A 26,357-nucleotide genomic window follows, 5' to 3' on the forward strand; every position below is an offset into this window, starting at 1 on the left:
AATCATCTGGAATGTGCGGATTTAGGAAGGCATTCCCCGGCACTTTTTCGTCCGAAAGAAACACCTCCAAACCCACGCATTTGTATTGATGAAATTTCTGCCCTTCTTTCTCGCCGCCGCCCTCACCGCTTCCGCTGCGGAGAAGAAACCGAACATCCTGCTGCTTTTCGCCGATGACCTCGGCTGCTACGCCTCGGCCTATGCGGATCCGTCGCATCCGTCACCAAACGATCTCGTCAGCACCCCCGTTTTCGACCGCATCGCAAAGGAAGGTGCGCGTTTCCAAAACGCTTTCGTCTCCGCTCCTTCGTGCACACCTTCACGCGGTGCGCTCTACACCGGGCGGCACTTCTTCCGCAACGGCTCGTTCTCGCAGCTCCATGGCAGATGGGAAAAGGGAGCCCCCGATCCGAGCGAGGCGATCGTGGGCATGCCGGAAATGCTGGCACGCGGTGGATATCATATCGGCTGGAGCCACAAATGGCACATCCCCGAGCGGCTGATGCGCGGCAAGGAGCGCCAATATTCCCCGCACGGAAACCGGATCAGCACCTTCTCCCAGAACGTCACGAGAAACCCGGGATCGCGCGACGGGATCTTCACGGCCGTGCGCGGCAATTTCCAGGCCTTCCTCGCCGACCGGAAAGACGGCCAGCCGTTCTTCTACTCCTTCAACCCCACCAACACCCACCGCGATTGGGTGCGAGGCTCCGGGAAAAAACTGTGGGGCATCGATCCAGACAAGCTCAAGGGCAAGCTCCCGCCTTTCCTCCCCGACAACGAGGTGGTCCGCGAGGATTACGCCGATTACCTCGGCGAGGTCATGGCTTTCGACCAGGCCTGCGGCGCGATCATCGATGAACTGGAGCGGATGGGCGAGTTGGACAACACCATTGTCGCGATCAGCGGCGACCACGGCATCCCAGGCTTCCCGCGCGGAAAATGCAATGTCCACGATTACGGCTCCCGCGTCCTGCTGTCGATGCGCTGGCCCGAACACATCGCCGCGGGCCGCGTGGTGAAAACCCCGGTATCGCTCATCGATCTTGCGCCGACTTTCCTCGCCGCCGCCGCGACGGAATCCCCCGACGATCCCGACGGCCAGAATCTCCTTCCGGCGCTTTCCCCGGAAGGCACCGAAAAGGATCTGCGCGGCTGGGCGCTCATCGGGCGCGAAGTCCACGTCGGCAGCGCCCGCGAGGGATATCTCCCTTACCCTGTCCGCGCCCTGCGCACGCCGGATTTCCTCTACGTGAAAAATTTCAAGCCCGACCGCTGGCCCATGGGCGATCCGGCGGCAGCGGCGGGCGATGCCATGCCCGACGCCGACACCCTGCGGAACACCCGCGCCGCCTACGCGGACATCGACGCCTCTCCGACCAAGACCTGGCTGATCCACAACCGCGACGCGGAAGGCCTCGATCTCGTACTCCGGCAGGCATGGGAAAAACGCCCGGCGGAAGAGCTCTACGATCTTGGAAAAGACCCCCACCAGATCAACAATCTAGCGGGCGACCCGGGATATGCAGGGACGCTCGGGAAACTCCGCGATCAGCTCATGGCCGAGCTGGCAAAAGACAAGGATCCGCGGCTTACGGATGCCTTCGACAAGCCGCCCTACCTGGACAAGACGCGGAAGTAGCTCACTTCGTTCCGGGAAGCTTGGCGCCGGTTTTTTCGAACCACGCCAGCAAGTCATCGAGAAGCTCGTCGCGCTTGGCGGTGTTTTCGTTGGAGAGGTTGTTCCGCTCGCCGATGTCCTCGCTGAGGTTGTAGAGTTCGACCGCATCGTTGGAGGCGAGTTTTTCGCGCCCGCCGTCGAGCAGCCATTCCTCGTGATAGAGGTGCAGCTTCCAGTCGCCCTTGCGGATCACGCTGACGGGGCGGGTGCGGAAGACTTCGTCACGGCCTCTCGTCACCGGTCTGTCGAGATAGCCGGGGAAATGCCAGAAGATCGCGCCGCGCTCCAGTTCCCCGCCTGCGCAAAGGGCTTTGAGGCTCTCTCCGTCCAGGATCTTCCCTTCGGGGATTTCTGCGCCTGCGGCATCGGCGAAGGTGGGAAAGAGGTCGATGTTCAGGACAGGCACCGAGGTTTTGCTCCCCGGCTTCGTCACCCCGGGCCAGCGGACGATGAAGGGCTCGCGGATGCCGCCTTCGTAGTAGCAGCCTTTGTTGCCCCTCAGAGGTTCCTGGGATGACTGGCCCGTTCCTCCGTTGTCCGAGGTGAAAACCACGATCGTGTTGTCGGCGATGCCGAGCTCATCGAGCTTGTCTAGAAGGATGCCCACTCCCTCATCCAGATCCTTGGTGCAGGCCGCGTAGAGCGGATCGCTGTGTTGCTTGCCGGGTGCCTTTTCCTTGAAATGCCCGAAGGTCTCCTTCTTTGACTCAAGCGCGGTGTGGATCGCGTGGTGAGACATGTATGCGAAGAACGGCTTCCCTGCCTTCGCGCTCTTTTCCATGAACTCCGAAGCCTCGCGCGCCATCGAGAAAATACCCTTCGGATCTTCCTGTATCTTTCCTTTCGAGTCGTTCGGGCTCTTTCCTTTCGCGGAGTCGTAGTAAACCCCGAATCCCTGCTCCGTGGGTTTGCAGCCTTCGGGGCCGGTGAGGTGCCACTTTCCGAAGATCGCAGTTGCATAGCCGGCGGATTGGAGGGCATCCGCCAGCGAGAACTCCTTGGCGGGGATTCCGGATTTGTTAGGCACCGGCACGAGCCGCATCAGGTTCTTCGGCCCGCGATCCGTGCTCTTCACCGCGTATACGTCGTGCCGGGGAGTATATTGGCCGGAGATCAGGCAGGCGCGGGACGGTTGGCAGTTTCCCGCAGCGGAGTAGCCGTCGGTGAAGGTCATCCCGGATTTCGCGAGGGCGTCGATGCGCGGGGTCTCGTAGAAATCGGTGCCTTGGTATCCCACGTCCTTCCAGCCGAGGTCGTCGGCGAAGATGAAGAGGATGTTGGGCTTATCCGCGCAGTTCGCGGCGGAAACCAGGGCGATGGCGAGCAGAATGGTCTTCACGGGTTCGGATGGTTCCAGAGGCGGTGGGGGTCGTCGAGCCGTTTCATCTCGGAAAGTAGCAGGGCTTCCATTTCCGCGAGTTTGGCGGCGTGTTCGGGGCTTTCGGCGAGGTCGGTGAGTTTTGGGTCGCCCTTGCCGTGCTCGGGGAGGAATTCGTTGGGGTTTTCGGCGAGGTTGAAGAGTTGTGTCTCGCGGACTTTGCCATCGAGGACATCATATTTGATGAGTTTCCAATCGCCCTTTTTCACACATCGCATCCCGGGCTTGGTGCCGCCGCAATAGGTTCCGTAGAGGGTTTCGCGGACGGCTTGTTTTTCGCCGGTGAGGACGGTCTTGAAGGATAGCCCCTCGCTAGTTTCCGGGGCGGGGATGCCGGCGAGGTCGCAGAGGGTGGCGAGGGTGTCGAGCAGGTAGATGTTGCCGGGTGCGCGGCCTTGTCTCACCCCGGGGCCCATGACGAGGTAGGGGACGCGGAAGGTGTGCTCGTAGAGGTTCTGTTTCCCCTGCAGGCCGTGGCGGCCGATGGCCATGCCGTGGTCGGCGGTGTAGATGACATAGGTGTTTTCCAGCTCGCCCATGGCCTCCAGCTTGTCGAGCACGCGGCCGATCTGGATGTCGATGTTTTCCGAACAGGCGAACTCGCGGCCGATCTCGTTGCGGATGGTGCGCTCGTCGCGGTTTTCCCAGACACCGGAGACGGAGACCTCATCGCGCAGGCCGGGATGGCCATGGGGGAAGGGGTGTTCCGCCAGCCAATTGACGGGCAGGGCGGGCTGCTTCGAATTCGCGGCGGGGAGGGATTTCTTGTCGGTGTGGTTGGTGGCTCCGTATTTTTCCAGGAGCGGCGGGGTGCCGTCGCGGACATCGTGGGGGTGGGAGAATCCGTAGTAGATGAGGAAAGGTTTTTTGGCCTCCTGTTTCTCGCGGCCGGCGAGGTAGTCCATGACCCGGTCGCCGTGCCACTCGCTGCCGCTCTCGGCGGTGCCGCCGCGCTTGGTGGCGTCGTTGCGGATCTGGAATCTCCTGTTGGCCGGCTCGTAGGAGTTGCCCTGCTTGCAGGTGCGGACAGTCTCGTACCCGGCATTGTTGAAAACGACGGGGAGGGTGGATTCCTCGATGCCCTTCGGGATGAGGCCGTCGGTTTTCTTTTTCCCCGCTGCGCGGGGGATGTGCCAGACGGTGCGGCCGGTCATGATCATGGTGCGCGATGGCATGCAGACGGCTCCGGACCAGGATCCCATCTGGTGGGCGGCATCGAGCACCATGCCCTCGCGGGCGATGCGGTCGATGTTGGGGGTTTCGAGGATGGATTCCGGATCGTAGGCCCTGAGGTCGAAGGGCGACTGATCATCGACGAGGATGAAGAGGAAATTGGGCTTCTCCGGCGCTGCGGAAAGGCCGGGGAGCGAGAGGGCAAGTGAGGCCAGGCAAGCGGGAAGGGTTTTCATGGGAATGGATACTTCGGGGCGGAGGTGGTTTTAGCAAGGTTGTCCGTGGATGCGCTTCCCGGCGTTCCTTTGCTATAACATGGGTTGGAATACACCTATGGTTACGACCGAAAAATCACCTCCATTGGGGAATTCCGCAGGCATCATCCTGCCCAAGGAGCTTTTGGAGAAACTCCTGGTTTCCAAGGGGGGATGTGCTGACCGTCACCGAGACGCCCGTTGGGATCAAACTGAGTCCATTTGACCGGGATTTCGCCACGTCGATGTCGGTGGCCGAGGAGATCATGCGTGAGGAAAGGGATGTGTTGAGGAAACTCGCGCAGTGAAAACTCCGCCCTTGGATTTCGAACCGAAATGGATCACTCCTGCAATTACCCTCGCCGCCGGTGAGATCACGGAGGAGGAGTTCAAGGCCTGGCTACGCGAAACCCCGCCAGTTCCTGAGCGTTTTCCGATCATCCCCCTTTGACAATCCCCCGCCCTCGCCCCACGCTGCCGCCGAAAGCACTTTTCCAGAAATATCATGTCCTACGATCTCATTGTCATTGGTGGCGGCCCGGCCGGTTATGTTGCAGCAATCCGCGCGGCCCAGCACGGGAAAAAAGTCGCCTGCGTCGAAGCGGACCGCGCAGGCGGAACCTGCCTGAACTGGGGCTGCATCCCGACCAAGGCGCTGCTAAAGAACGCCGAGCTCTATCAGACGCTCATGCACAAGGCCGGCGAGATGGGGCTCCAGATCCAGGGGCTTTCCTATGACTGGAGCACTGTCGTCGGGCGTTCGCGCAAGGTTTCCGACAAGCTCGCGGGCGGCATCGAGTTCCTGTTCAAGAAGAACAAGGTCGATTACATCAAGGGTCACGGCTCCATCGAGGGCGAGGGCAAGGTGGGAGTGAAAGCCGCCGACGGCTCCACGCAGACCCTCGAGGGCGCGAACATCATCATCGCCACCGGCTGCAAATCCCGCCCGCTGCCGCCGCTTCCTTTCAACGGGAAATCGGTGATCGGCTCGAAGGAGGCGATGGTGCTCGCCGAGCAGCCGAAGGAGATGATCATCATCGGCGCGGGCGCGATCGGCGTCGAGTTCGCCTACATCTACAACGCCTTCGGCACCAAGGTCACGCTTGTCGAGATGCTGCCCAACGTCCTCCCCGTGGAGGACACGGAGGTCGGCGAGGCGCTTGAGAAATCCCTCACCAAACAGGGCATCCGCTGCCTCGTGAACACGAAGGTCACCGCCACCAAGGATCTCGGCGACCGCGTCGAGATCACCGTCGAGGGGCCGAAGGAGAACGGGACGATTTCCGCCGATGTCTGCCTCGTCGCGATCGGCATCCAGCCCGTCCTTCCCGGCGGCGTCCAGCCGGAGCTCACCGAGCGCGGCTACATCAAGATCGGCGACCGATACGAGACCAATCTCCCGGGCGTCTATGCGATCGGCGATATCAACGGCCCGCCGTGGCTCGCCCACGTCGCTTCCTTCGAGGCGTTCCAGTGCGTCGACGGCCTTTTCGTGGACGGCCACAAGCCGCGCAAGGTCACCAATTTCCCTGGCTGCACCTACTGCCACCCGCAGGTCGCCTCGGTTGGAAAAACGGAACGCGCACTCAAGGAGGAGGGTGTCGAATATGTCGTCGGGAAAATCCCCTTCGTCGCGATCGGCAAGGCGGTCGCCGCGGGCGAGACAGATGGCTTTGCGAAGCTCCTCTACGGCAAGAAGCACGGCGAGTTGCTCGGCGCGCACATCATCGGCGATAACGCCACCGAGCTCATCGCCGAGATGGGGCTGGCCCTCGACCAGGAGCTGACCATCGACGAGATCCACGCGACCATCCACGCCCACCCGACCATGTCGGAGGTGATCCACGAGGCCACCCTCGCGGCGGAAGGCCACGCGATCCATTTCTGATCAGGAGACGATGCCCTCCGCCGTCTCCTGCTTCAGCCGGAGCTGGCCGCAGGCGGCGTCGATGTCGTGGCCTTTCTCGATGCGGAGGGTGGCGGTGACGCCGGCGTTTTTCAGGACATCCTGGAAGGCGCGGCAGTGGGAGAGGGCGGGGCGCTCCCATTCGAGGCCTTCGACGGTGTTGTAGGGGATCAGGTTCACCTTTGCGCCGATATTGCGGGCGTGGCGGGCGAGGATGGCGGCCTGGGTGAGGTCGTCGTTGACGCCCTTGATGAGGATGTATTCGAGGGTGAGTTTTTGTTTTTTGGTGGAGTTCCAATGGGCGAGCGCATCCATCAGCTCGGCCACGGGATATTTTTTATTCACCGGCATGATGCGGTTCCGGACTTCGTCGGTGGCTCCGTGGAAGGAAATGGCGAGGCGGATCTGCTGGGGGTGATCGGCGAGTTTCCTGATCTGCGGGGCGAGGCCGGAGGTGGAGATGGTCAGGTGACGTGCGCCAAGGTGGAGGGTTTCCGGGCCGGTGATGAGGGCGATGGCCTGCATTAGGTTTTCGAAGTTCGCCATCGGTTCGCCCATGCCCATGAAGACGAGGCTGTCCACGCGCTCGCCGGAGATCTGCTCGGCGGCGAGGACTTGGCCTGCGATTTCCGCGGCATCGAGGTTCCGCGTGTAGCCGGCGAGTCCTGAGGCGCAGAATTTGCAGCCGTAGGCGCAGCCGACCTGTGAGGACACGCAGAGGGTGCGGCGGTCGGATTTCTCGCCGTAGAGCGCAGGGTTCGCGGGGATGAGGACGGACTCGATGTAGCGCCCGTCGTGGAGGCGGAAGAGAAACTTCCGCGTGGTGTCCTCGCTGCCCTGGGTCTTGGCGTGGGCGAGGGCGGTGATGCGGAAGGAGGCGGCGAGCTTTTCCCGCAACGGGGCGGGGAGGTTGGTCATTTCATCGTATGATATGACCTTTTTTTTCCACACCCAATCGAGGATCTGCTTCGCCCGGAAGGCTGGCTCTCCCTGCTCTGCAAGCCATGTGGAGAGTGTCTCCGTGGAGACGCCAGGAAGGGCGGGTAGAGGGGCGGCGGTCATGGACACGGGGAAGCCTGTCACCTGCGCAAAGCGGAGTCGAACCGGAAATCGGCGCGGCGGCGGCTTCAGGAGTCCGCGAACCGCGTTTCAACGATCTCCTTCGAGACCATTTTTTCCGCCTCGAACACGAATTTCCCGAGCAGGCTTTTCCCGCCGAGAACGAGCGGCAACCAATGGATGTCGTCCTCCCACATCCTTGCGTATGGGATGTCACCCAGCGGCACCCACAGGGGGGCGGCCTCTTCCGTTTCCGTCGGAGTCCCGGAGAAATCGCCGCCTATGAATACGTGGCAGAGGATGCTCGGGTAATCGGACATCTGGAACCACAGCTCGGCCACCTTGCGCGCTTCCCTGACGGAAATGTGGAGCTCTTCCTCCGTCTCCCGCACCGCGCATTGCAGCGGCGTCTCGCCCGGATCGATCTTGCCGCCGGGGCCGTTTACCTTGCCTGCACCGTGGCCGCGTTTTTTTTCGATGAGCAGGATCTCGCCTCCCCGCACGACGAACATCAGCGTCGCCGCGATCTCGCCCCGCCAGCCTGTCCAATCGAATCCGCTCACAGCCGTGAACCCTGCGTGAAATGCGGGGCTTGTCCAGCCGTGGCTTGCGCGGCATCCGATGCAAAAACGCAATTTGATTAGAGTTATTTGAATGTCACATGACGGTGAACATATGGAGACTCCTGATTTTTCCGATGGTTCACATAATCCGCAACACGTTGATTTTCATGGGATTGCGAATCCTGGATCCGGCATTCCGTAATTTCCGGAAATTCAGCAAAAGCTAAGCAGGCGGGATGAACTGGCCAGGTTTCTGCATTTGGACACTAGTTGTGCGGTTGCACTAGTAATCACCCCCCACCCCCTACCCCCCATGAAACACCTAGCCATCATTACGGCTGCTGTCGCAGCATCCGCCGGATTTGCCTCCGCGCAATCAACGATAGTTCAGACCAAGTCATTCAGCGGAGTGCCCGATTTCTCGGAGCCACTTCTTTTCAATAAATACAACGGCCTGGCGTCGAACCTGCTCAACGTCAACATCAGCTACTCGCTGACCATCGTGGGCGGCCAGTTTGTCATGGACAATGATGCGAACAGCCCTGCGTCCGTCACCGCGAACTTCGGAGCGACGCTTGACGCCACCTCCACCGATGTCCAGCTGCGCGACAACACCTTCAATCTCATCGTTGACGATGTCGCCGCCCTGAACACCGGAACATTCAACCTGGCTCCAAACCAAGGAGACGGACTCAACGATTACGATCCGACCGGCCCGGACGGTGCGATCCTTGTTGGCACGACCCAGACGAAGACCGGAAACGGCGATGTGGCCGCTATGTTCCTCGGCGGTTACGTCGGGACGAACCAGTTCACCGTCAATGCGATCGCCAAGCAGGTCGCCAGCCTGACCTCGAACAGCGGTGTCGAGACGGCGACGACCCCGGTCAGTGCCAGGGGCTTCGTCACCGTGACATACACGGTCGTGCCGGAGCCCAGCTCGTCCGCACTCGCCGGCCTCGCGGCACTCGGCCTGGCTTTCCGCCGCCGCCGCGCATGACGGTAAGGTAATGAATCACCCCCCATGAAGGCCCGTGGCTCCCTGGAGCTGCGGGCTTTTTCATTTTCAGGAAAGTCCGCCGGGGCTTGCGGCGTATACATTCCACCGCCACCCCCGGAATCTAACACCCGCAAAGACCTTGGCCTGCATACTCAGAATCACCGCCCTCATGCTCGCCGCAGCCAGTGCGCGCGGCGATGATTCCTACCGCGATCTGATCGAGCCGCTGCTTGTCAGCTATTGCTTCGATTGCCATGGAGACGGCTCCCGCGAGGGCGACTTCCGCATGGATGCCTTCAAGGATCTGGGAACCCATCTCGCCGATACCAAGCACTGGATCCCGGTCTGGCGGAACCTCCGTTCCCAGATCATGCCGCCCTCCGATGAGGCGCAGCCCTCCGCCGAAGAGAAGAAACAACTCCTCTCATGGATCGAGTCCAGCGTATTCAAGCTCGATCCGGAAAACCCCGATCCCGGCCGCGTCACGATACGCCGCCTGAACCGCAACGAATACCGCTACGCGATCCTAGACCTCCTCGGCGTCGAGTTCGACACCACGGAGGCGTTTCCGCCGGACGACACCGGGTATGGCTTCGACAACATCGGCGATGTCCTTTCCGTTTCCCCGCTGCTCATGGAGAAATATCTCACCGTTGCCGAGGAAATCATGAACCTTGCCCTTCCCGACGATGCCTCCGCGCAGGTGCCGCGCACCGATTTCCTGGCCAGCGATTTCAAGCACCCTTCCATCCCGCCGACATGGGCGCCGTTCTCCGATGCCGCGGAATTCACCCTCCGGGTGCCCGTGGAGTGGCCGGGGAAATACCAGATCACGCTCCAGTATTCGATCCAGGGCGCCACCGAGGCGACCACTCAGGAGGCCATCCTGGAAATCACGGCAAACGGCAAGCCGCTGGAAAAAGCCACCCTAGGATGGGACCAGCGCCGCAGCATAGATCTCGGCGCGGAGGCGAAATTCGACAAGGGCACCCGCGAGATCAAGGTTTCCCTAAAACCCGCACAAGCCCCAGCCGAAGGCGAGGAAGCACTCTACCTCTCCATCCAGCGCCTCATCCTGCAGGGGCCGCTCGACGGATCGCGCAAGGAATACTCCAAAGGCCACCGCATGATCTTCGTCGATGGCCCGCCAGCTGAGAAAGACCCCGCGGCGAAGAACGCCTACGCGCGCAAGATCATGCGCTCGTTCGTCTCACGGGCTTTCCGCCGCCCCATCGTGGAAAGCGACATCGACCGTCTGGTGACCATCGTCAACGAGATCGACAAGCTCCCCGGAAAAACCTTCCAGGACGGCATCAAGCAGGCGATCGCCACCTGCCTCGCCTCCCCCCGTTTCCTCTTCCGCGCCGAGATCCAGCCGGAGCCGAACAACCCGGCAAAGGTCGTCCCGCTCGACGAATACGCCCTCGCCTCGCGCCTCTCGTTTTTTCTCTGGTCCTCCGTCCCCGATGACGAACTGCTTTCCCTCGCCTACAACAAGAAACTCCGGCAGAACCTCCGCCAACAGGTCGGGCGCATGCTCAAGGACCCCCGCTCAGAGAGGCTTACGGAAAACTTTGTCGGCCAGTGGCTGCAGGCGCGGGATGTGACCACGGTCGCCGTTTCCGCACCCACCATCCTGGGCGTGGAAAACAACTTCGAGGCGGCGAAGGCATTCGATCCCCGCCTCCGCGATGACATGCGCAAGGAAACCTACGCGCTCTTCGATTTCATCCTCCGCAACGATCGTCCGGTCGAGGAACTCATTTCCGCACGTTACTCCTTCCTCAATGAGCGGCTCGCGAAATTCTACGGAATCAAGGGCGTGAAGGGCGAGGAATTCAAACCCATCGACCTGACGGAGCACCCGGAGCGCGGCGGCCTGCTGACCCAGGGCACCTTCCTCATCGTCACCTCGAACCCCACCCGCACCTCTCCGGTCAAGCGCGGCCTCTTCGTCCTCGACAACCTGCTCGGCACACCGCCGCCACCGCCGCCACCGGACGTCCCGGAGCTGGAGGATGCCAAGGATGCCGGGAAAAACGGCAAACCCACAATGCGCGAGATGATGGAGATCCACCGCGAAGATCCCGATTGCCGCGGCTGCCATGCCCGCATGGATCCCATCGGGCTGGGGCTGGAAAACTTCGATGCCCTCGGGCGCTTCCGGAAAATGGAGAATGGCAAGCCCATCGACACCGCCGGGGAACTCATCACCGGAGAGGAATTCGCGAATGTCGCCACCCTCAAGGAAATCCTAGCCGACAGGCGCAGGCAGGATCTTTACCGCACCGTTTCGGAGAAACTCCTCACCTACGCCATCGGCCGCGGCGTGGAGTACTATGACTCCACAACCATCACCCTGCTCGTCGATCATTTGGAAAAGCACGATGGCAAGCTCGTTGAACTCATCCACGCCATCACCACCTCCGCACCCTTCCAGATGCGCAGGGGCGATGAGTGATCGGAAGTTTTCACAGGGCTTGCTTGACCGTCGTGCAGGTTGGGGGCTAGAACCGCCCGGTTTTTCGCCAGCCGCCTATGAACATCCACGAATACCAAGCCAAGGAGCTCTTCGACCGTTTCCAAGTCCCCAGCCCGAAAGGGAAAGTCGCATCCAGCCCGGAGGAAGCCGCCGACGCTGCGAAGGAATTCGCCGGGGCGAAGCTGGTCATCAAGGCGCAGGTGCATGCCGGCGGGCGCGGAAAAGGCCATTTCAAGAACGGCTTCCAGGGCGGGGTTCACCTCATCGAAAGCCCGGAGCAGGCGGCGGAGTACGCCGGGAAAATGCTCAACGAGACCCTTGTCACGGTCCAGACGGGCGAGGCGGGTCGGGTTGTGCGGAAAGTGATGATCGCCGAGGCGGTGGACATCACCCATGAGTATTACCTCGCCATCCTGATGGACCGCGCCAGCAACGGCCCGGTCATCGTGGCTTCCACGGAAGGCGGCATGAGCATCGAGGATGTCGCCCACGACACCCCTGAGAAGATTTTCCGCCAGGCGGTCCACCCGCTGCTCGGCCTCCAGGCATACGAGATCCGCAAGATTTCCGCCGAGCTCGGCCTCGAGGGAGACATCGCCAAGCAGTTCGGAAAGCTCCTCAGGAATCTCTACAAGCTCTTCATCGACTGCGATTGCTCGATGCTCGAGATCAATCCTCTCGTCACCACCCCCGACGGCCGGGTGCTGGCGCTCGACGCGAAGTTCGGTTTCGACGACAACGCGCTCTACCGCCATCCGGACATCGTCGCGATGCGCGACAAGGAAGAGGAGGATCCGCGTGAGGTCGCCGCTTCCGAATACGACCTCAACTACATCGGCCTCGACGGCAACATCGCCTGCCTCGTCAACGGAGCCGGACTTGCGATGGCCACCATGGACATCATCAAGCACTACGGCGGCGAGCCGGCCAACTTCCTCGACGTAGGCGGCGGCGCCAGCAAGGAGCAGGTCACCGCAGCGTTCAAGATCATCCTCGGTGATCCGAACGTCAAAGGCATCCTGATCAACATCTTCGGCGGCATCATGGACTGCAATGTCATTGCCGAGGGCGTGATCGCCGCAGCCAAGGAAACCGGCCTTCCCATCCCCCTCGTCGTCCGCCTTGAGGGCAACAACGTCGAGGCAGGCAAGGCCACCCTCGCCGCCTCCGGCCTCGATATCGTAGCCGCCTCCACCATGGCGGACGGAGCGGAGAAGATCGTCAAGGCGGTCGGCTGATCCCTGAAAACCCAAAACTGAAAACTAGCAAACTTTTCCCATGGCCATCCTCATCGACGAAAACACCAAAGTCCTCGTGCAGGGCATCACCGGCAGCTTCGGAGCCCGCCACGCGCAACTTTCCCTCGACTACGGCACCAAGCTTGTCGCTGGTGTCACCCCCGGAAAGGGCGGACAAAAGTTCTCAAGCATCGTGCCGATCTTCGACACCGTCTCCCAGGCGGTGAACGAAACCGGTGCAACCGCCTCCGCCATTTTCGTCCCGCCCCCGTTCGCCGCAGACGCGATCCTTGAAGCGATGGACGCCGGAGTGGAGCTCATCGTCTGCATCACCGAGGGCATTCCGGTCATGGACATGATGAAGGTCAAGGAAGCCCTCAAAGGCTCGAAATCCCGCCTCGTCGGCCCCAATTGCCCGGGTCTCGTAACCCCCGGCCGCGGCGAGAAAAGCCACGGCGGCTGCCGCATCGGCATCGCTCCTGGATACATCCACAAGCGCGGCAATGTCGGTGTCGTCTCCCGCTCCGGAACGCTCACCTACGAGGCGGTTTTCCAGCTCACGCAAATGGGCTACGGCCAGAGTACTTGCGTCGGCATCGGCGGTGACCCGATCAACGGCACCAACCATCTCGACGTGCTGAAAATGTTCAACGAGGATCCCGAAACCGAAGCCATCATCATGATCGGCGAGATCGGCGGCAATGCCGAGGCCGAAGCCGCCCGCTGGGCGAAGGACAACTGCAAGAAGCCGATCGCCGGTTTCATCGCAGGCGCCACCGCACCTCCCGGCCGCCGCATGGGCCACGCCGGAGCCATCGTCGGAGGCGAGGAAGACACCGCCGAAGCAAAGAAGAAGATCCTCGCCGAGTGCGGCATCACCGTCGCGGAAACGCCAAGCGACATGGCCACCGCCCTGATGCAAGCCTGGGGCAAGTGATCTGGCGCCGCAGGCTCTGGACTGCTGGGATCCTTCATTCCCAGCTCTCTGGAGGCGGTGGGATCAGCGGAGACCCCAAGAACAACCGAAGCGCACCCAAAAAGCTGGGGATAAGAACCCCAGCAGTCCAAAGCATCGGGTTACCGATGCGGTCTATGTCTTGAAATCCCTCGTCTGGAACGCGAGCCAGCCGATGGTGAAGAGCGATGCATTGAGCCCGATCAGGAACGCGTAGCTTTCCACGATCTTCGGCCATGAGATGTGCTGCTCCATCAGGAACACCCATGCACTCATCCGCCAGGTGACGAAGTAGCTTTCGTAGGGTTTGAAGAAAGGGAAACCCTGCAGGATCATGTCCACGAACAGGATGGTCAGAGTGATGATCGTCGCGGCGGCGGGTTTGATCCGGAAACAGGAGAACATGAACGCGATCGAGGAAAGCGTGATCATGCTGATGCCGATGCCGCCCGCCGAAAGCGCGAGCCTGCCCGCCCCCTCCCACCAGTCCGGATACGCGGCGAAGACTTTCATCTTCGGCTCCATCACGAACAGCCCGCCTTCCCAGCCCACCGCCGCCACCGCCATCGCGTAGCCGCTGACGCCGACGAAGAACACGAAGCTGAACGTGTAGAGGCAGACGGCCGTGTATTTCACCAGCAGCAGCCGCAGCCGCGTGATGGGCCGGGCGAAGACCATGCGCAGGTTCCCGTCCTCGTTCTCCTTCGCCACGATGTCCCCCGCCACCAGCGCGAAATAGATCGAGCCGAGCAGGAACATGCTCAGCAGCATGATCGTGAACGTGATCGTCAGCGAGCTGTAGTAGGTGCCGAACTCCAGCCCGTTCCGCTCCACCAGGTTGCGCATGTGCCGCTGGCTCGCATCCAGCTTGTAGACGAAAAGGATCACCGCCTCCATCACCACGAACGCGCCGTAGCCCATCCACGTCCGCGGCCGGGCGAAAAGCTTGCGGAGCTCGCCCCTGAGTTGTTGGAGAAATGTCATCCGCCCCTTTCATAAGCCGGAATCGCCGCCGCGCCACAGATTTTCATCGGAAGAATCAGGCAGGGACGGCAATCCTTGCCGTCCATATCAAGCGGAGCTTTGCACGGCAGGCAAGCGGGTGAATGGATCCGGCCGCCATATATGGACTTTTAGGGATAAAAGTCCCTGCCTGAAAAAGAGAACGCCCCGTCCCGCGTGGCAGGATGGGGCGTTTGGGAAAACCGGGATCCGGAAATTACCTGCGGCGGCGGAGCAGGAGAAGAGCGCCGAGACCGCCCAAGACTGCTGCGGAGGGCTCAGGGACGACGGGTGTTACATCGGCGTAGGTCGCACCGACGCGGATTTCATCGTAGCGATTCCCCGCAGTTAGGTTCTGTATGCCGAGTGTGTCGAACTTGCTTTGATCGACAATGCCTGTGGCGGTAGAGGCAACGGCACCCAAAGCAAGGCCAGTGCCTGGAAGATATAGGGTGACGGTGTCGTTATCGAGCGCAGTGGCTCCCCATTGGGCGTGACCTACAATGAAATAAGTGCCTGCAGCTTGGGTTGCTTGGGTGCCCACAACCGTGTTAGCGGGCGTGCCGTTTAGATTGCTGCCAATCGCTAAGTTGTCTTCCCATAGGGCGGCATGGAACAACTCAGTGCTTCCGAGTGCGAAACCAATCCCCTGAGTGGTATCTTCCCCTACTCCGGGAGCATCCAAAGCGCCATTCGACGGACCAATCCCATTGTTGGTCAGAGCCATATAAGTTCGATTGTTGATACTGGTCACCTCAAGAATGAGGCTGAACCACAGGTCACCGCCATTCACCAGAAGACCGCTGAAAGCTGTGCTTGCTGTGATGCCTATTTCGGCTTTTGACCATCCGGAGCCAGCATTCGAGGAATCGCCGGCAGTCGCCAAACCGCCATAAGTCATACCTGTGTTCTTGGTATAGCCACCCCCGGCAGTCCAGTTCCCAGAGAGACCTGTCCCGCCGGGGTTTCCTGTCAGAGAGGTATCGGCATCAGGGAAAGTGAAAGATTCATAAATCACCGCACCCTGGAGGACGGACGGCGCGAGGCCGGTGAGGAGGATTGAAGCGGCTAGAGCCTTTCGGGATGCATTTCTTTTCATAGTAACAGTTTGTTGGGGTCTCGTGATCCGAGGGTATTTCGGGAAACGCCCCGAACGGTGTCCATTAGCGCCCGGGATTCGTTCGGATGCAAAACACTTTCGCCTCGCCAACCACAACACATTCCGACAGGTTCGGTGCATGGGGAATTTGCGAATACTCTCCGCCTCCCAGCAGGTGGCGGAGCACTTGCGCTCGGAACTCCTGTCCGGGAGGTGGACGGGAGCCATGCCGGGCGAGGATAAGCTGATCGCGCAGTTGGGAGCTGGGCGCGCCACGGTGAAGGCGGCCTTGCGCCAGTTGGAAGATGAAGGCCTGTTGATCCCGCAAGGGGCTGGGCGGAGGCGCAGGGTTGTGCTCCCAAAAGTCGTGACGCCAGCTCCCTCGCTGCGGGTGGCCCTACTAAACTACGAGCCGCTTGATGATATCCCCGGATACACAACCGAGCTCATGCATCTTTTGGTGGAGGCGGGCCACAGCGCGTATTTCTCCGGGAAGTCGCTATCGGAACTCAGGATGGACTTGGGGCGCATCGTCCGGCATATGGAGGAAACGGACGCAGATGCCTGGGTTGTTACCTCCGGTTCTCGTGAGCTGCTGGAGTGGCTAGCAAGCGGAAAAACCCCGGCCTTTGCGATGTTCGGACGGCGGGGCGACCTCCCAATGGCGGCAGCCGGCCCCGACAAGCCTCCGGCCTACGTCGCGGTCACGCGGCGGCTGATCGAGCTCGGGCACAGGCGGATCGTGCTAATCGCACGCAAGGAACGGCGTTTTCCGAAGCCGGGGGCGAGCGAGCGCGCTTTTCTCGCCACCCTCAAGGCCAACGGGATCCCGACCGGCACTTACAACCTGCCGGATTGGGAAGAGAACCCGGAGGGATTCCATGAACTTCTGCGGCAGCTCTTCGAACGCACGCCCCCCACCGCACTCTTCATCGACCAAGCGCCGTTCTTTTTCGCCGTGCGGCAGTTCCTGTTGAGCCGGAGCCTGCGGGTGCCGGAGGATGTCTCACTGGTTTGTGCAGACGCCGACCCTTATTTCCACTGGAACAAGCCGAGCATTTCCCACATCCGCTGGGACTCGCGCCCGGTGGTGCGGCGCATCGTGCGCTGGGCGGACAACGTGGCGCGGGGCAAGGCGGATATCCGCCAGAGCCGGACTAGGGCGGAGTTCGTCGAGGGCGGAACGATCGGGCCGGCGAGGAGATGAAAAAACGCCCCGTCCCGCGTGGCAGGATGGGGCGTTTGGGAAATCAGGTTTCCGGAAACTTACCTGCGGCGGCGGAGCAGGAGAAGTGTGCCGAGTCCTCCGAGGAAGGCTGCGGAAGGCTCGGGGATCGGGGACACGTCGGCGTAACTGGCACCGACGCGAATCTCATCGTAGCGGACGTAGTTGGCCCCATTTATAAAACCTAAGAGGTCAAGGCCGCTCTGATCAGCGATTACGCCGCTGGAGATTGAGACGGGAGCGCCGAGTACGAGGTCCGTTCCCGGCATGTAGAGAGAGACAGTATCATTGTCAGTCGAGGTTGCTCCCCATTGAACACGACCTACGAGAAAGTAGGTATTAGACATACTACCAGACAAACCTGTGTTTAGCGTCGTTGTTACATTGTTGTCTGGCGCAAAGTTAAAGTTGCTTCCGACGTTGCCGTTCAAATCATCAGACCAAACGTTGGCATAGAAGGTTTCATTTGCAGCGAGACCAAAGCCGATCCCGACACCGCCCGTGTTGAGATCTCCGTTGGCTGCAGCAAGGCCGATGTCTGTAAGTGCGAAAATGGACCGGTTGTTGTCAGAATTAAACTCCATGATCATGCTGAACCACAGCTCAGCGCTGTTGGCGAGAAGGGCGCTGTATGCTGCACTGGAGGTGGCTCCAATCTGTGCACTTTGCCAGCCACCGTTGACGCGTGAGGAATCACCCGAAGTTTCCAGACTGCCATAGGTCATCGGCGTGCTCTCTATCCAGCCGCCACCAGCAGTCCAATTCCCGGAGAGTCCCGTTCCGCCGGGATTTCCTGTGAGGGAAGTATCCGCATCAGGGAATGTGAAGGATTCATAGATCACCGCCGCTCCCTGTAGGGCGGGCGGCGCGAGGCCGGTGAGAAGGATGGCTGCGGCTAGTGCCGTTCTGGATGCGATTGTTTTCATATCAGATATGCGGTTGGGGGTCGGCCTGATCGAAGGGCTTTCCCGCCTGGCTGCCAATGATCTTCCCTCTTGCCAACCACAACCATTTCCTAGAGGTTCATCCCATGGCCAATTTGCGGATTTTCACGGCCTCCCAGCAAGTGGCGGAGCATCTGCGCTCGGAGATCATTTCCGCGACGTGGGCGGGGGCCATGCCGGGCGAGGACAGCCTGATCGCGCGGCTTGGGGTTGGGCGCGCCACCGTGCAGGCCGCCGTGCGCCAGCTTGAGGGGGAGGGGCTGCTGGTTCCCCAAGGCGCGGGAAAGCGCCGGCTCATCGTCCCGCCGGAAAACCAGGCCCCGCCGGCCATGCGGATCGCGATCCTGCTCTACGATCCGGACGAGAGGAAGGTCGACTACCTGCAGGAACTCAAGCAACTGCTCGGCGAGGCCGGGCACACCGCCTTTTTCGCCCCGAAAACCCTGGTCGAGCTGGGGATGAAGGTGGAAAGGGTGGGAAACCTGGTCAAGGCAACCGGAGCGGATGCATGGGTGGTGGTGGCCGGCTCGCAGCCCGTCTTGGAATGGTTTGCTGCCCAACCCCTTCCGGTGTTCGGGCTTCACGGGCGGATCGTGCACGTGCCGATCGCCAGCACGGGCGTGAAGAGAATACCCGTCCTGAAAACGGTGGTGCGCCGCCTGGTCTCGCTCGGCCACCGGCGGATCGTGATGATCGCGCGCGAGGAGCGCCGCAAGCCCATGCCCGGTTTCGTGGAGCAGGCTTTCCTGGATGAACTCGTGGCGCAGGGCGTGCCCACCGGCCCCTACAACCTTCCGGATTGGGAGGATACGCCGGCGGGATACGGGCGTTTGCTCGATTCGCTTTTCCTCCACACCCCGCCCACCGCCCTCCTGATGGATGGCACCCCGATCACCGTCGCGACCCTGCAACATTTGGCGGAGCGCGGCATCGTTGTGCCCCGGGACGTTTCCCTGATCTGCGGGGATCCCGATCCCGCTTATGCCTTCTGTGATCCGGTCATTTCCCACTTCAGCTACGACAGCCGCCCCATGATACGCCGCATCGTCCGCTGGGCGGAAAATATCGCCCACGGAAAGGACGACCGGCGAAAAAGTGCGACCCTGGCGAAATTCGTCGAAGGCGGGACGATAGGCCCGGCGAAGGGGTGAATGGGGAGAAGGATGCCTCCGGCTCCTTTGCAGAGGACCGGGTAATGGGTTCGCGTGGGTTGTGGAGAGGAGCCGGAGGCGTCCTTCTCCATATTGGTATCAGTTCGGGCTCCCCTGGCCGTTGAGGATTTCCATATAGACATCCTCCAGCGAGCGGCGGACGCGGGCGAAGGAGCGGACGCGGACACCGGATTTGACGAGATTTTCGACTGCGACCGCCGGATCGACATGGGCGGGCAGGGAAATCCTTTCGCCGTCGAGAAACGCCCCGCCAAGGGCTTCGATCACCGGCAGCGCGTGCTGCGGCGGATCGAGTGTGACCTGATAGATCGGGATGTCGTCCGTGAAATTTTTCACCGAACCCTCGAAGACGCGCTTGCCCTCGCGGAGGATGGCGACGCGGTCGCACATGAGCTCGACCTCGGCGAGGAGGTGGGAGTTGAAGAGGACGGTCATGCCGCGCTCCTCGCGGAGGCTGAGGATGAAGTCGCGGAACCACTTGATGCCCTCGGGGTCGAGGCCGTCGGTGGGCTCGTCTAACAGAAGCAATTCAGGCTCCGGCAGCAAAGCCTGTGCGAGGGCGAGGCGCTGGCGCATGCCGTGGCTGTAGGTGCGGACTTTGGAGGTGATGCGTTTCGTGAGGCCGACGCGCTCCACGACCTCCCGCGCCGCCTTTTGATCGAAGCCGCCGGAGTAGCCCATCAGGATGCGGAGGTTTTCCCAGCCGCTCATGTAGTCGTAGAAAGCGGGCGCCTCGAAGATCGCGCCGACCTTCGCCAGCGCCTTGCTGCGGTTCCGCTGGACGGAGACGCCGTCGATGAAAACCTCGCCGCCGTCCGGCGCGACCATGCCGAGGATGATCCCGAGCGAGGTGCTTTTGCCCGCGCCGTTGTGGCCTAAGAGCCCGTAGATCTCGCCCTTTTCCAGGCGGAACGACACGTCTTTCAACGCCGGCTTGCCTCCGAATTTCTTGATGAGCCCGCGCGCTTCCAGCATATCAGTTGTTCCCGCTTCCCGTCACGAAACGGGCTTTGTTAGAGCTGCTTGAATCGGCGTAGAGAAAATTCGTCCCGCCGGGGTGCCAGCTTTCCTTGTCGCTGACGAGTGGCACGGAATGCGGCCTGCCCTCGATGCCGAAAAACGAAACCTCGCTGATGAGCAGGCCGTTCTGTGTCACGTTCCAGTTGTAGCTGGATCCGGATTTTTCGAACTCCTCCTTGTCCGCCGGGCAGCGGAAAACATCCGGGCTGCCTACGTAATCGAGCAGCACGGTTTCCAGCGCCGGCTCCGGGGAGTCCTTGCTTGCGCGCCCCAGCGCAAGAATGGGCAGGCGGTTTTGGTTGTCCGCAAGGTAGCCCTGAAGGCCGATGCCGATTTGCCTGAGATTCCCCAGGCAGGAGGCTTCGCGGCTTTTTCCCATCATGGAAATGGTCAGCGGATAGGCGATCCCGCCGATCACCGCGATGATTGCGATGACGATGAGCATCTCCACGAGGCTGAAGCCAGGGACGGGCGGCATTCCGATACCCGGCCGAACCGGCCATTCCCCAACGCGCCGGGCAGAAGAATGCAGCCCCTCCATGGAAGATTCTGTCATCGCGGCTCTCCGAAATCGTTGCCCCTCAGACCCTGCATCACCTCGTTCATCGCCTGCATGAGCGGCGCGAGGTCGAGCTTCGTGTCGGCGCTGGCCTTGTCGAAATAGGCGCGCATGCCCTCCTGGCTGATTTTTGCGAGCAGATCGCCGTCCATTTCCTCCGCACGCCTCATCTCCTCCTCGGTGCGGCCTTCCTGGATTTCCTTCAAACCCTGCTCGACGAACCGCTTGCGCTGTTTCTCGGGCATCTGGTCCAGCGCCTCCATGAATCGCCCCATCGACTCCACGATGGTCAGGTCGATGAAGAGGTTTTTTTCCTTGGTGCTGAGTTTGCTGAAAAATTGCTCCCCGGTCCGGCTTTCCCGGTTTTTCTGGCGTTCCTTGAAGTCCAGCCGGTTCACCATTTCCGCCACGCGCCGTATCTCCTCCTCACGCCGCTTTGCCTCCGCGCCGGTTCCGGGGTTCTCCGACCAATCCGCCAGTTTCAGCTCCCGGACTTCCCGGTCGAGCCGCTCCGCGGTGATTTTTTTCGAGGAAGCAAAAGACCGCACCGCGAAGACAAGTGCCCAGACCAGCGCCAGCATCGCCAGCCCCTTGAATATGACAGCCTTCTTCGCGTTCACGGGCGGACACTAGACGCAGTCCGGCTCCGCGCAAGTGGCATAGGGAAAATTTCCCCTCGACCGGCCAAGCTTTACGCATTTTCCTGAGCCATGCTTCTTCCCATCGTCCAATACGGCGATCCCATCCTCCGCAAGCAGTGCAAGCCCGTAGGCGACACCGGCCCCGCGCTGCGCGAACTCGTGGGCAACATGCTCGAAACTATGGCGGAGGCGAACGGCGTCGGCCTGGCTGCGCCCCAGATCGGCGAGGATCTGCAGCTCGCCGTGATCGACGTATCACACGATCCGGAATGCGTTTCCTACCTGAAGGTCAACGGCGAGGATGCGGAAATCGCAGACATCATGCCGCTGGTTTTCATCAATCCCACGCTCGAATACGGCCAGGAAAAGGAGATGGAATACGAGGGCTGCCTGAGCATCCGGAACATTCGCTGCGAAGTCAGGCGTCCTGCGGAGGTCAAGGCGACGCTCCCTCAGATCGATGGATCCACCCTCGTCATCGAGACAGACGGCCTGCTGGCCCGCGCCTTGCAACATGAGATCGACCACCTCAACGGCATTCTCTTCGTGGACAGGCTCTCCGCCGTGGGCAAAGTCAGCGTGAGAAACAGGTTGAAGCGCCTCCTTGCCGGGCAGGACTCCTGAGGCGCCCACAGCTTATTTTTTGGAATCACAGTCTTATCAGCTCGACATTCAGCATATTCAAAGCTTTTCTTCGCTTGGATAGTCTTGCACATACCCAAGCATAGCCCCCATACGACCATGAGCACGCCCCGCGGAATTTTCGAAACCTTCCCGAACCAGTCACCACCTCCCGGTGCCCCGCCAAGCTCGCCCTTCGCGATCGCCTCCGAGGCCAGCGCCACCCCGGCTCCCAGTCCTTTTGCGCCAGCCGCGAGCCCTGCAGCCCGGAAAGAATCGCCGTTTTCCGTGGTCGGCGACGAGATCCCGCATGACAGCCAGAAGACGATACGCCTGCCGGAACGCCGCAAGTCCAACGACAGCCCTTTTCAGATCTCCGAGCCGCAAGGCTTCGGCTTCGAGGCGCCCGATGCCGCACCACAGGCATTGAGGGCGACACCCTTCGAAAGAGCCCCAGTCCAACAGCCGGCCCCTCTGCAGGCGTCACCTTTCCAGATGGAGCAGCCGCCAGCCCCGGTTCAGCCGGCAGCGCCCGCCAATCCCTTCGGCGGATGGCCTCAGGCCGGATTCGCCCCACAGAACCCCGTTCCGGCTCAGCAGCCAGCGGCTCCAGCTCCAGCTCCGCAGGCAGCGCCTTCGGGTGATTCCGCGAATTCCGACTCCTATTCCATCAGGCAGCTTGAGCTCCGCGCCATCTTCGGCGTGGATCGGGAAATGACCAAGGAGGAGATCATCCAGCGCTCCCGCTCGCTTCCCGGCATCCGCCAGATCGCGCGCGTGAGCGAGCAGGACATCGCCGCCGTGGACGCGCTCAAGCAGGTGATTTCCAACCTCGGTTTTGGCAACGGATCCCTCAAGCTTTACTCCGGCTCCGTGCCCATCGAGTTCATCCGCGAGGGTGGAATCCTGCTCGCAGTCCAGACCGATGGCGGCTTTGCCCCGGGTGTCCGCGAAACGCTCATGCTTGTCGCCCGCGAGCTGGGCAGATAGATCCGCCAAAGCGCTGCCCAAGAAAAACCCCCTGATCCACGGATCAGGGGGTCTTTGAAAAACAGGGAAGCGGGACGGGCTCCCGCTTCCAGGCCGACCCGGATTAGGGCGCGACGATCTCCAGCAGCTCTACGTCGAAGCAGAGCATCCCACCGGGACGGCCTGAGCCCTCCTGTTTCGGGCCGTAGGCGAGGCCTTCGGGGATCCAGAAGCGGCGTTTCTCGCCGACGACCATGAGCTGTACACCCTCCGTCCAGCCCGGAATGACCCCGCCGAGCGGGAACTCGGCCGGCTCGCCGCGGGTCACGGAGCTATCGAACATTTTGCCGTCGGTTTCCCAGCCGCTGTAATGCACTTTCACTGTGTCGGAGGCCTTCGGGTTCACCTTGCCTTCGCCAGCCTTTAGCACCTTGGAAGCGAGGCCGCTCTCGGTCTTCTTCGCATCCGCCGGTGCGGCTGCCACGTCTTCCGGCACGGGCGGAGCCGGGACGGGTGCCTTGAAAGAGACGAGCTCGATGTCCGCGACGATGAAGCCGCCGGGAATGTTCGCCTCGGGAAGCCAGCAGGTGCGCTGCTCGCCGGGGGTCATCGCGCCGAGGAGTTCACCGAGTTCAGGCGGGAGCTTGTCGAGCGGTGCGCTGGGTGGAGCGGGCTGGGAACGCGTATCCTGCACGGCTTGGCCTTCCATGGTCTTTCCCGTGAAATGGAAGGTAACGATGCTGTCTGCGGCGGGCTTTTCGCCCTCCCCTTTCTTGTTGAGCCTGTAGGCAACTCCCGAAGCGGTTTTTTCCGTGTCCTCCGGAGGTTTCGGAGCGGTCTTGATTCCAAGCAGCTCCACATCGAAAACCAGCATCCCCCCCGGACGCCCGCTACCCTCCACCACCGGGCCATAGGCCAGTTCCTCGGGGATCCAGAAGCGGCGCTTCTCGCCCTCGACCATGAGCTGGAGGCCTTCCGTCCAGCCCTTGATCACGCCTCCCAGCGGGAAGCTCGCGGGTTGCCCGCGCTCCACGGAGCTGTCGAACTGCTTTCCATCCGTGGTCCAGCCGGTGTAGTGGACGGTCACGGTATCGGCGGCCGCAGGCTTCGCGGCGCCGGTCCCGGCTTTGAGGACTTTGGAGGCCAGTCCGCTTGCTGTCTTTTCGGCATCGGCGGGCGGGGCGGCTACATCGGAGGGCACTTCGGGCATCTTGTTTTCTGGTTGGGCAGCATCCGCTGCGGGGGCTTTCGCGTCCGGAGTCTCCTCGGAACGAGCTATGGTGGCGGCCGACGCAAGCAAGGCGGCGGTCATGAGGGGTGTGAGGATACGGACTTTCATGGAAGGCAGGAGCATCCACGTGAAAAGCCGCATGTCAATCATCGGACTCGCATCCCGGCTCCTAGAAAACGCTCTCCGCAAGGATCACGACCTCCCGGAAGGGCAGATCCGCAAGCATCCCATACCCGTCGTGCCGGTAAAGCCGCGCGCGCATCGAGGCCGGGCTGGACATCCCGCAGAGGAAACGTGCCATTTGCCGTGGCGTGCCGAGCGATGCCAGGTTTTCCCGGCGCAGCGAGCGTATCGCCTCAAGCTCCGCATCCTTGGCCTTGCGCGGCTTGCTGCGTTTGAGCTTCACCGGCGGTACGCCCCGGCAGCGGTCGCAATGGCCGCATGGCTCCTCCATCTTTTCGCCGAAGTGCTTGAGCAAAACCCCTGTCAGGCAGCCCTTGCCGGAGGAAAGCGCGAGGACCTGGGAAAGCCTCTTGAGATCGCTTGCCTCCCGCGCCCTGAAGCCCTCCGCCAGCCTTTCCGCGAGGGCGGGCAGATCGCCCGGGGTTTTCTTGATCCGGTATGCCTGCCGCCAGTTCGATTTCTTCAGGGAAACATCCCCGGCGGACTCCAGCTCGGCGATCAATTCCCGCAGTTTTCCCCTGGTTATCCCGATCCGATCCGCCGTCCCCGCGATATTCACCGCATGCCATTTCCACTCCGCATCCAGCCCCTCGAAAACCCCCTCCAGCCTCTTCCTTTCCCGCGCCGTGCGCCCCGCCATGAGTTTCGCCATCGGTCGCGTCAGCCTTATCCGGTAGTTGTCGAAAAAACTGCCGCGCGCCTCCAGGATCCCATCCATTTCCAGATAGGCGAGCGTCGTCGAAATCACAGTCTGGCGGATGTCGCAAGTGGTCGCGAGATCATACAGGGAGACATCGAACTCGCCGCCGATCCTGAGCACCCGGCCTAGCAGGTTCTCCACCGCCCGCCCGCTTGGCGTATCGGAGAAAATGAAATTCTCCAGCACAGTGAGGTCGTCCCCGCAGGCCAGCCACTCGCACACGGCGGGCTTGCCGTCGCGCCCGGCCCGCCCGATCTCCTGGGTGTATCCTTCCTGGCTTTTCGGCATGTTGTAATGGATCACCGTGCGGATGTCCGCCTTGTCCACGCCCATCCCGAAGGCGATCGTCGCCACCACCGCATCGACTTCCCCGCCCATGAACTGCTCCTGGATCTCGCGCCTCAGCTCGCTGCGCAAACCCGCGTGATACGCCCGCGCCGAGTGCCCGTTTTTCGCAAGGAAGGTCGCCACCTCCTCCGCCGTCTCCTGCCGCGTGACATAGACGATGCCAGGTTTCCCCCATTTCCCCAGCCGGTCTAACAGCAATGCCTTCCGCTCCCCAGCCGCACACGGCGTGATGCGCAGGTCGAGGTTCGCGCGATGGAAACTGAGCTTCACCGCATCCGGCCTGGCGATCCCGAACCGCTTCCGTATTTCCGCCTCAACCTTGGGGGTTGCCGTTGCGGTCAGCGCGAGGATGCGCTTCACCTTGAGCTGCCTGCAGGTCTTGCCGAGCTTCAGGTAGTCCGGCCGGAAATTATGCCCCCATTCGGAAATGCAATGCGCCTCGTCCACCGCGATCATCGAGAGAGGCACACCTTTGAGCAGCTTGCGGAACTCCGCGTTGCCCAATTTCTCCGGCGAGACATAAAGCAGTTTCAGCTCCCCGCCCAGCAGCCTGCCTGTCACCTCCCGGTATTCTTCGGCGCCCAACGTCGAGTCCAACCGCGCCGCCGCGATCCCCTTTGCCACCAGCCCGTCCACCTGATCCTTCATCAGCGCCAGCAGCGGGGAAACGACCAGCGCCGTCCCCTCCAGCATCAGCGCCGGGAGCTGGTAGCAGAGGGATTTCCCCCCGCCCGTCGGGAAAACCGCCAGTGCCGCCCGCCCGGCCATGAGGATATCCACGATCTCCTTTTGCCCGCTCCGCAGCCCATCGAACCCGAAAACCTCCAGCAGCACATCCTTCACCGGGGGAATTCTCCTCATCCTCTCCATCTGCGTCCATCCTGTTTATCCGGCGAAATGCTGAGTCCTCCAGTCCGCCTGTGTCCGCTTCGCCCCCGTTGCGGTTAAAATTCT

23 protein-coding genes and 1 pseudogene are annotated in these 26,357 nt (G+C 61.7%); 12 read left to right on the forward strand and 12 right to left on the reverse strand.

The annotated features are described in order from the left end of the window. Positions 1-88 precede the first annotated feature (88 nt). Positions 89-1,642 (forward strand): sulfatase, encoded by a 1,554-nt coding sequence (locus tag HZ994_12075; protein QTN33025.1) that lies wholly within the window; start codon positions 89-91, stop codon positions 1,640-1,642. Position 1,643: 1 nt separating this feature from the next. On the opposite strand, the gene HZ994_12080 is transcribed toward HZ994_12075, so the two are convergent. Together HZ994_12080 and HZ994_12085 are read right to left on the reverse strand one after the other, a co-directional pair. Continuing rightward, the gene (locus tag HZ994_12080) at positions 1,644-3,038 is read right to left on the reverse strand and encodes a sulfatase (GenBank protein QTN34387.1); all 1,395 of its coding nucleotides are present in this window, start codon (positions 3,036-3,038) and stop codon (positions 1,644-1,646) included. Next, on the reverse strand, positions 3,017-4,468 hold the full coding sequence (locus HZ994_12085; protein QTN33026.1) for a sulfatase-like hydrolase/transferase: 1,452 nt from the start codon (positions 4,466-4,468) through the stop codon (positions 3,017-3,019). The genes HZ994_12080 and HZ994_12085 overlap by 22 nt, the downstream gene beginning before the upstream one ends. A gap of 97 nt (positions 4,469-4,565) precedes the next feature. Here HZ994_12085 and HZ994_12090 point away from each other — a divergent pair. The 3 genes and pseudogenes from HZ994_12090 (at position 4,566) to lpdA (ending at position 6,374) form a co-directional block, all read left to right on the forward strand. After that, positions 4,566-4,794: pseudogene (locus HZ994_12090) on the forward strand (AbrB/MazE/SpoVT family DNA-binding domain-containing protein). Further along, on the forward strand, positions 4,791-4,937 hold the full coding sequence (locus tag HZ994_12095) for a hypothetical protein (protein ID QTN33027.1): 147 nt from the start codon (positions 4,791-4,793) through the stop codon (positions 4,935-4,937). The pseudogene HZ994_12090 and the gene HZ994_12095 overlap by 4 nt, the downstream one beginning before the upstream one ends. A gap of 54 nt (positions 4,938-4,991) precedes the next feature. Continuing rightward, positions 4,992-6,374: a dihydrolipoyl dehydrogenase gene (lpdA, locus tag HZ994_12100; GenBank protein QTN33028.1), complete on the forward strand. Its 1,383-nt coding sequence runs from the start codon at positions 4,992-4,994 to the stop codon at positions 6,372-6,374. Here lpdA and rlmN read toward each other — a convergent pair whose 3' ends face one another. Both rlmN and HZ994_12110 read right to left on the reverse strand, forming a co-directional pair. Next, on the reverse strand, positions 6,375-7,454 hold the full coding sequence (rlmN, locus tag HZ994_12105; protein ID QTN33029.1) for a 23S rRNA (adenine(2503)-C(2))-methyltransferase RlmN: 1,080 nt from the start codon (positions 7,452-7,454) through the stop codon (positions 6,375-6,377). Positions 7,455-7,519: 65 nt separating this feature from the next. Further along, the gene (locus tag HZ994_12110; protein QTN34388.1) at positions 7,520-7,963 is read right to left on the reverse strand and encodes an 8-oxo-dGTP diphosphatase; all 444 of its coding nucleotides are present in this window, start codon (positions 7,961-7,963) and stop codon (positions 7,520-7,522) included. Between the two features lie 364 nt (positions 7,964-8,327). Between HZ994_12110 and HZ994_12115 the strand changes: the two genes are divergently transcribed. The 4 genes from HZ994_12115 (at position 8,328) to sucD (ending at position 13,671) form a co-directional block, all read left to right on the forward strand. Beyond that, positions 8,328-9,014, forward strand: coding sequence for a choice-of-anchor E domain-containing protein (locus tag HZ994_12115; protein QTN34389.1), 687 nt, complete (start codon positions 8,328-8,330; stop codon positions 9,012-9,014). A 169-nt stretch (positions 9,015-9,183) separates the two neighbouring features. Then, complete coding sequence (locus HZ994_12120) at positions 9,184-11,475, forward strand: DUF1592 domain-containing protein (GenBank protein ID QTN34390.1); 2,292 nt, start codon at positions 9,184-9,186, stop codon at positions 11,473-11,475. Positions 11,476-11,552: 77 nt separating this feature from the next. Further along, positions 11,553-12,734, forward strand: a complete 1,182-nt coding sequence (sucC, locus tag HZ994_12125; GenBank protein ID QTN33030.1) for an ADP-forming succinate--CoA ligase subunit beta — start codon at positions 11,553-11,555, stop codon at positions 12,732-12,734. Between the two features lie 40 nt (positions 12,735-12,774). Further along, on the forward strand, positions 12,775-13,671 hold the full coding sequence (gene sucD, locus HZ994_12130) for a succinate--CoA ligase subunit alpha (protein QTN33031.1): 897 nt from the start codon (positions 12,775-12,777) through the stop codon (positions 13,669-13,671). A gap of 153 nt (positions 13,672-13,824) precedes the next feature. On the opposite strand, the gene HZ994_12135 is transcribed toward sucD, so the two are convergent. Both HZ994_12135 and HZ994_12140 read right to left on the reverse strand, forming a co-directional pair. Continuing rightward, positions 13,825-14,673, reverse strand: a complete 849-nt coding sequence (locus HZ994_12135; GenBank protein ID QTN33032.1) for an ABC transporter permease — start codon at positions 14,671-14,673, stop codon at positions 13,825-13,827. 235 nt (positions 14,674-14,908) lie between these two features. Continuing rightward, the gene (locus HZ994_12140) at positions 14,909-15,790 is read right to left on the reverse strand and encodes a hypothetical protein (protein QTN33033.1); all 882 of its coding nucleotides are present in this window, start codon (positions 15,788-15,790) and stop codon (positions 14,909-14,911) included. A gap of 139 nt (positions 15,791-15,929) precedes the next feature. Here HZ994_12140 and HZ994_12145 point away from each other — a divergent pair, with 139 nt between their 5' ends. Beyond that, a complete protein-coding gene (locus HZ994_12145) occupies positions 15,930-16,997 on the forward strand; it encodes a substrate-binding domain-containing protein (GenBank protein ID QTN33034.1) in 1,068 nt (355 codons plus the stop codon). Between the two features lie 59 nt (positions 16,998-17,056). Here the strand turns inward: HZ994_12145 and HZ994_12150 are convergent, their stop codons facing one another. Beyond that, positions 17,057-17,941, reverse strand: a complete 885-nt coding sequence (locus tag HZ994_12150; GenBank protein ID QTN33035.1) for a hypothetical protein — start codon at positions 17,939-17,941, stop codon at positions 17,057-17,059. A gap of 104 nt (positions 17,942-18,045) precedes the next feature. On the opposite strand from HZ994_12150, the gene HZ994_12155 reads away from it, so the two are divergent. Continuing rightward, positions 18,046-19,110 (forward strand): substrate-binding domain-containing protein, encoded by a 1,065-nt coding sequence (locus HZ994_12155; GenBank protein ID QTN33036.1) that lies wholly within the window; start codon positions 18,046-18,048, stop codon positions 19,108-19,110. A 99-nt stretch (positions 19,111-19,209) separates the two neighbouring features. Here the strand turns inward: HZ994_12155 and HZ994_12160 are convergent, their stop codons facing one another. The 3 genes from HZ994_12160 to HZ994_12170 all read right to left on the reverse strand — a co-directional run bounded on the left by HZ994_12160 (position 19,210) and on the right by HZ994_12170 (position 21,330). Continuing rightward, entirely contained in the window at positions 19,210-20,106 is an 897-nt protein-coding gene (locus HZ994_12160; protein QTN33037.1) for an ABC transporter ATP-binding protein, read from the reverse strand. A 1-nt stretch (position 20,107) separates the two neighbouring features. Beyond that, positions 20,108-20,629: a prepilin-type N-terminal cleavage/methylation domain-containing protein gene (locus tag HZ994_12165; protein ID QTN33038.1), complete on the reverse strand. Its 522-nt coding sequence runs from the start codon at positions 20,627-20,629 to the stop codon at positions 20,108-20,110. 74 nt (positions 20,630-20,703) lie between these two features. Next, complete coding sequence (locus tag HZ994_12170) at positions 20,704-21,330, reverse strand: hypothetical protein (GenBank protein ID QTN33039.1); 627 nt, start codon at positions 21,328-21,330, stop codon at positions 20,704-20,706. A gap of 90 nt (positions 21,331-21,420) precedes the next feature. Between HZ994_12170 and def the strand changes: the two genes are divergently transcribed. Then, positions 21,421-21,975 (forward strand): peptide deformylase, encoded by a 555-nt coding sequence (gene def / locus HZ994_12175; GenBank protein QTN33040.1) that lies wholly within the window; start codon positions 21,421-21,423, stop codon positions 21,973-21,975. Between the two features lie 117 nt (positions 21,976-22,092). Further along, entirely contained in the window at positions 22,093-22,962 is an 870-nt protein-coding gene (locus HZ994_12180; protein QTN33041.1) for a hypothetical protein, read from the forward strand. A gap of 103 nt (positions 22,963-23,065) precedes the next feature. On the opposite strand, the gene HZ994_12185 is transcribed toward HZ994_12180, so the two are convergent. Together HZ994_12185 and HZ994_12190 are read right to left on the reverse strand one after the other, a co-directional pair. After that, positions 23,066-24,151 (reverse strand): FKBP-type peptidyl-prolyl cis-trans isomerase, encoded by a 1,086-nt coding sequence (locus HZ994_12185; protein QTN34391.1) that lies wholly within the window; start codon positions 24,149-24,151, stop codon positions 23,066-23,068. 190 nt (positions 24,152-24,341) lie between these two features. Continuing rightward, positions 24,342-26,264 carry a RecQ family ATP-dependent DNA helicase gene (locus HZ994_12190; protein ID QTN33042.1) on the reverse strand — a complete coding sequence of 641 codons (1,923 nt, stop codon included), beginning with the start codon at positions 26,262-26,264 and terminating at the stop codon, positions 24,342-24,344. Positions 26,265-26,357 lie beyond the last annotated feature (93 nt).

It is taken from the genome of Akkermansiaceae bacterium (assembly GCA_017798145.1).
Classification (GTDB): domain Bacteria; phylum Verrucomicrobiota; class Verrucomicrobiia; order Verrucomicrobiales; family Akkermansiaceae; genus Luteolibacter.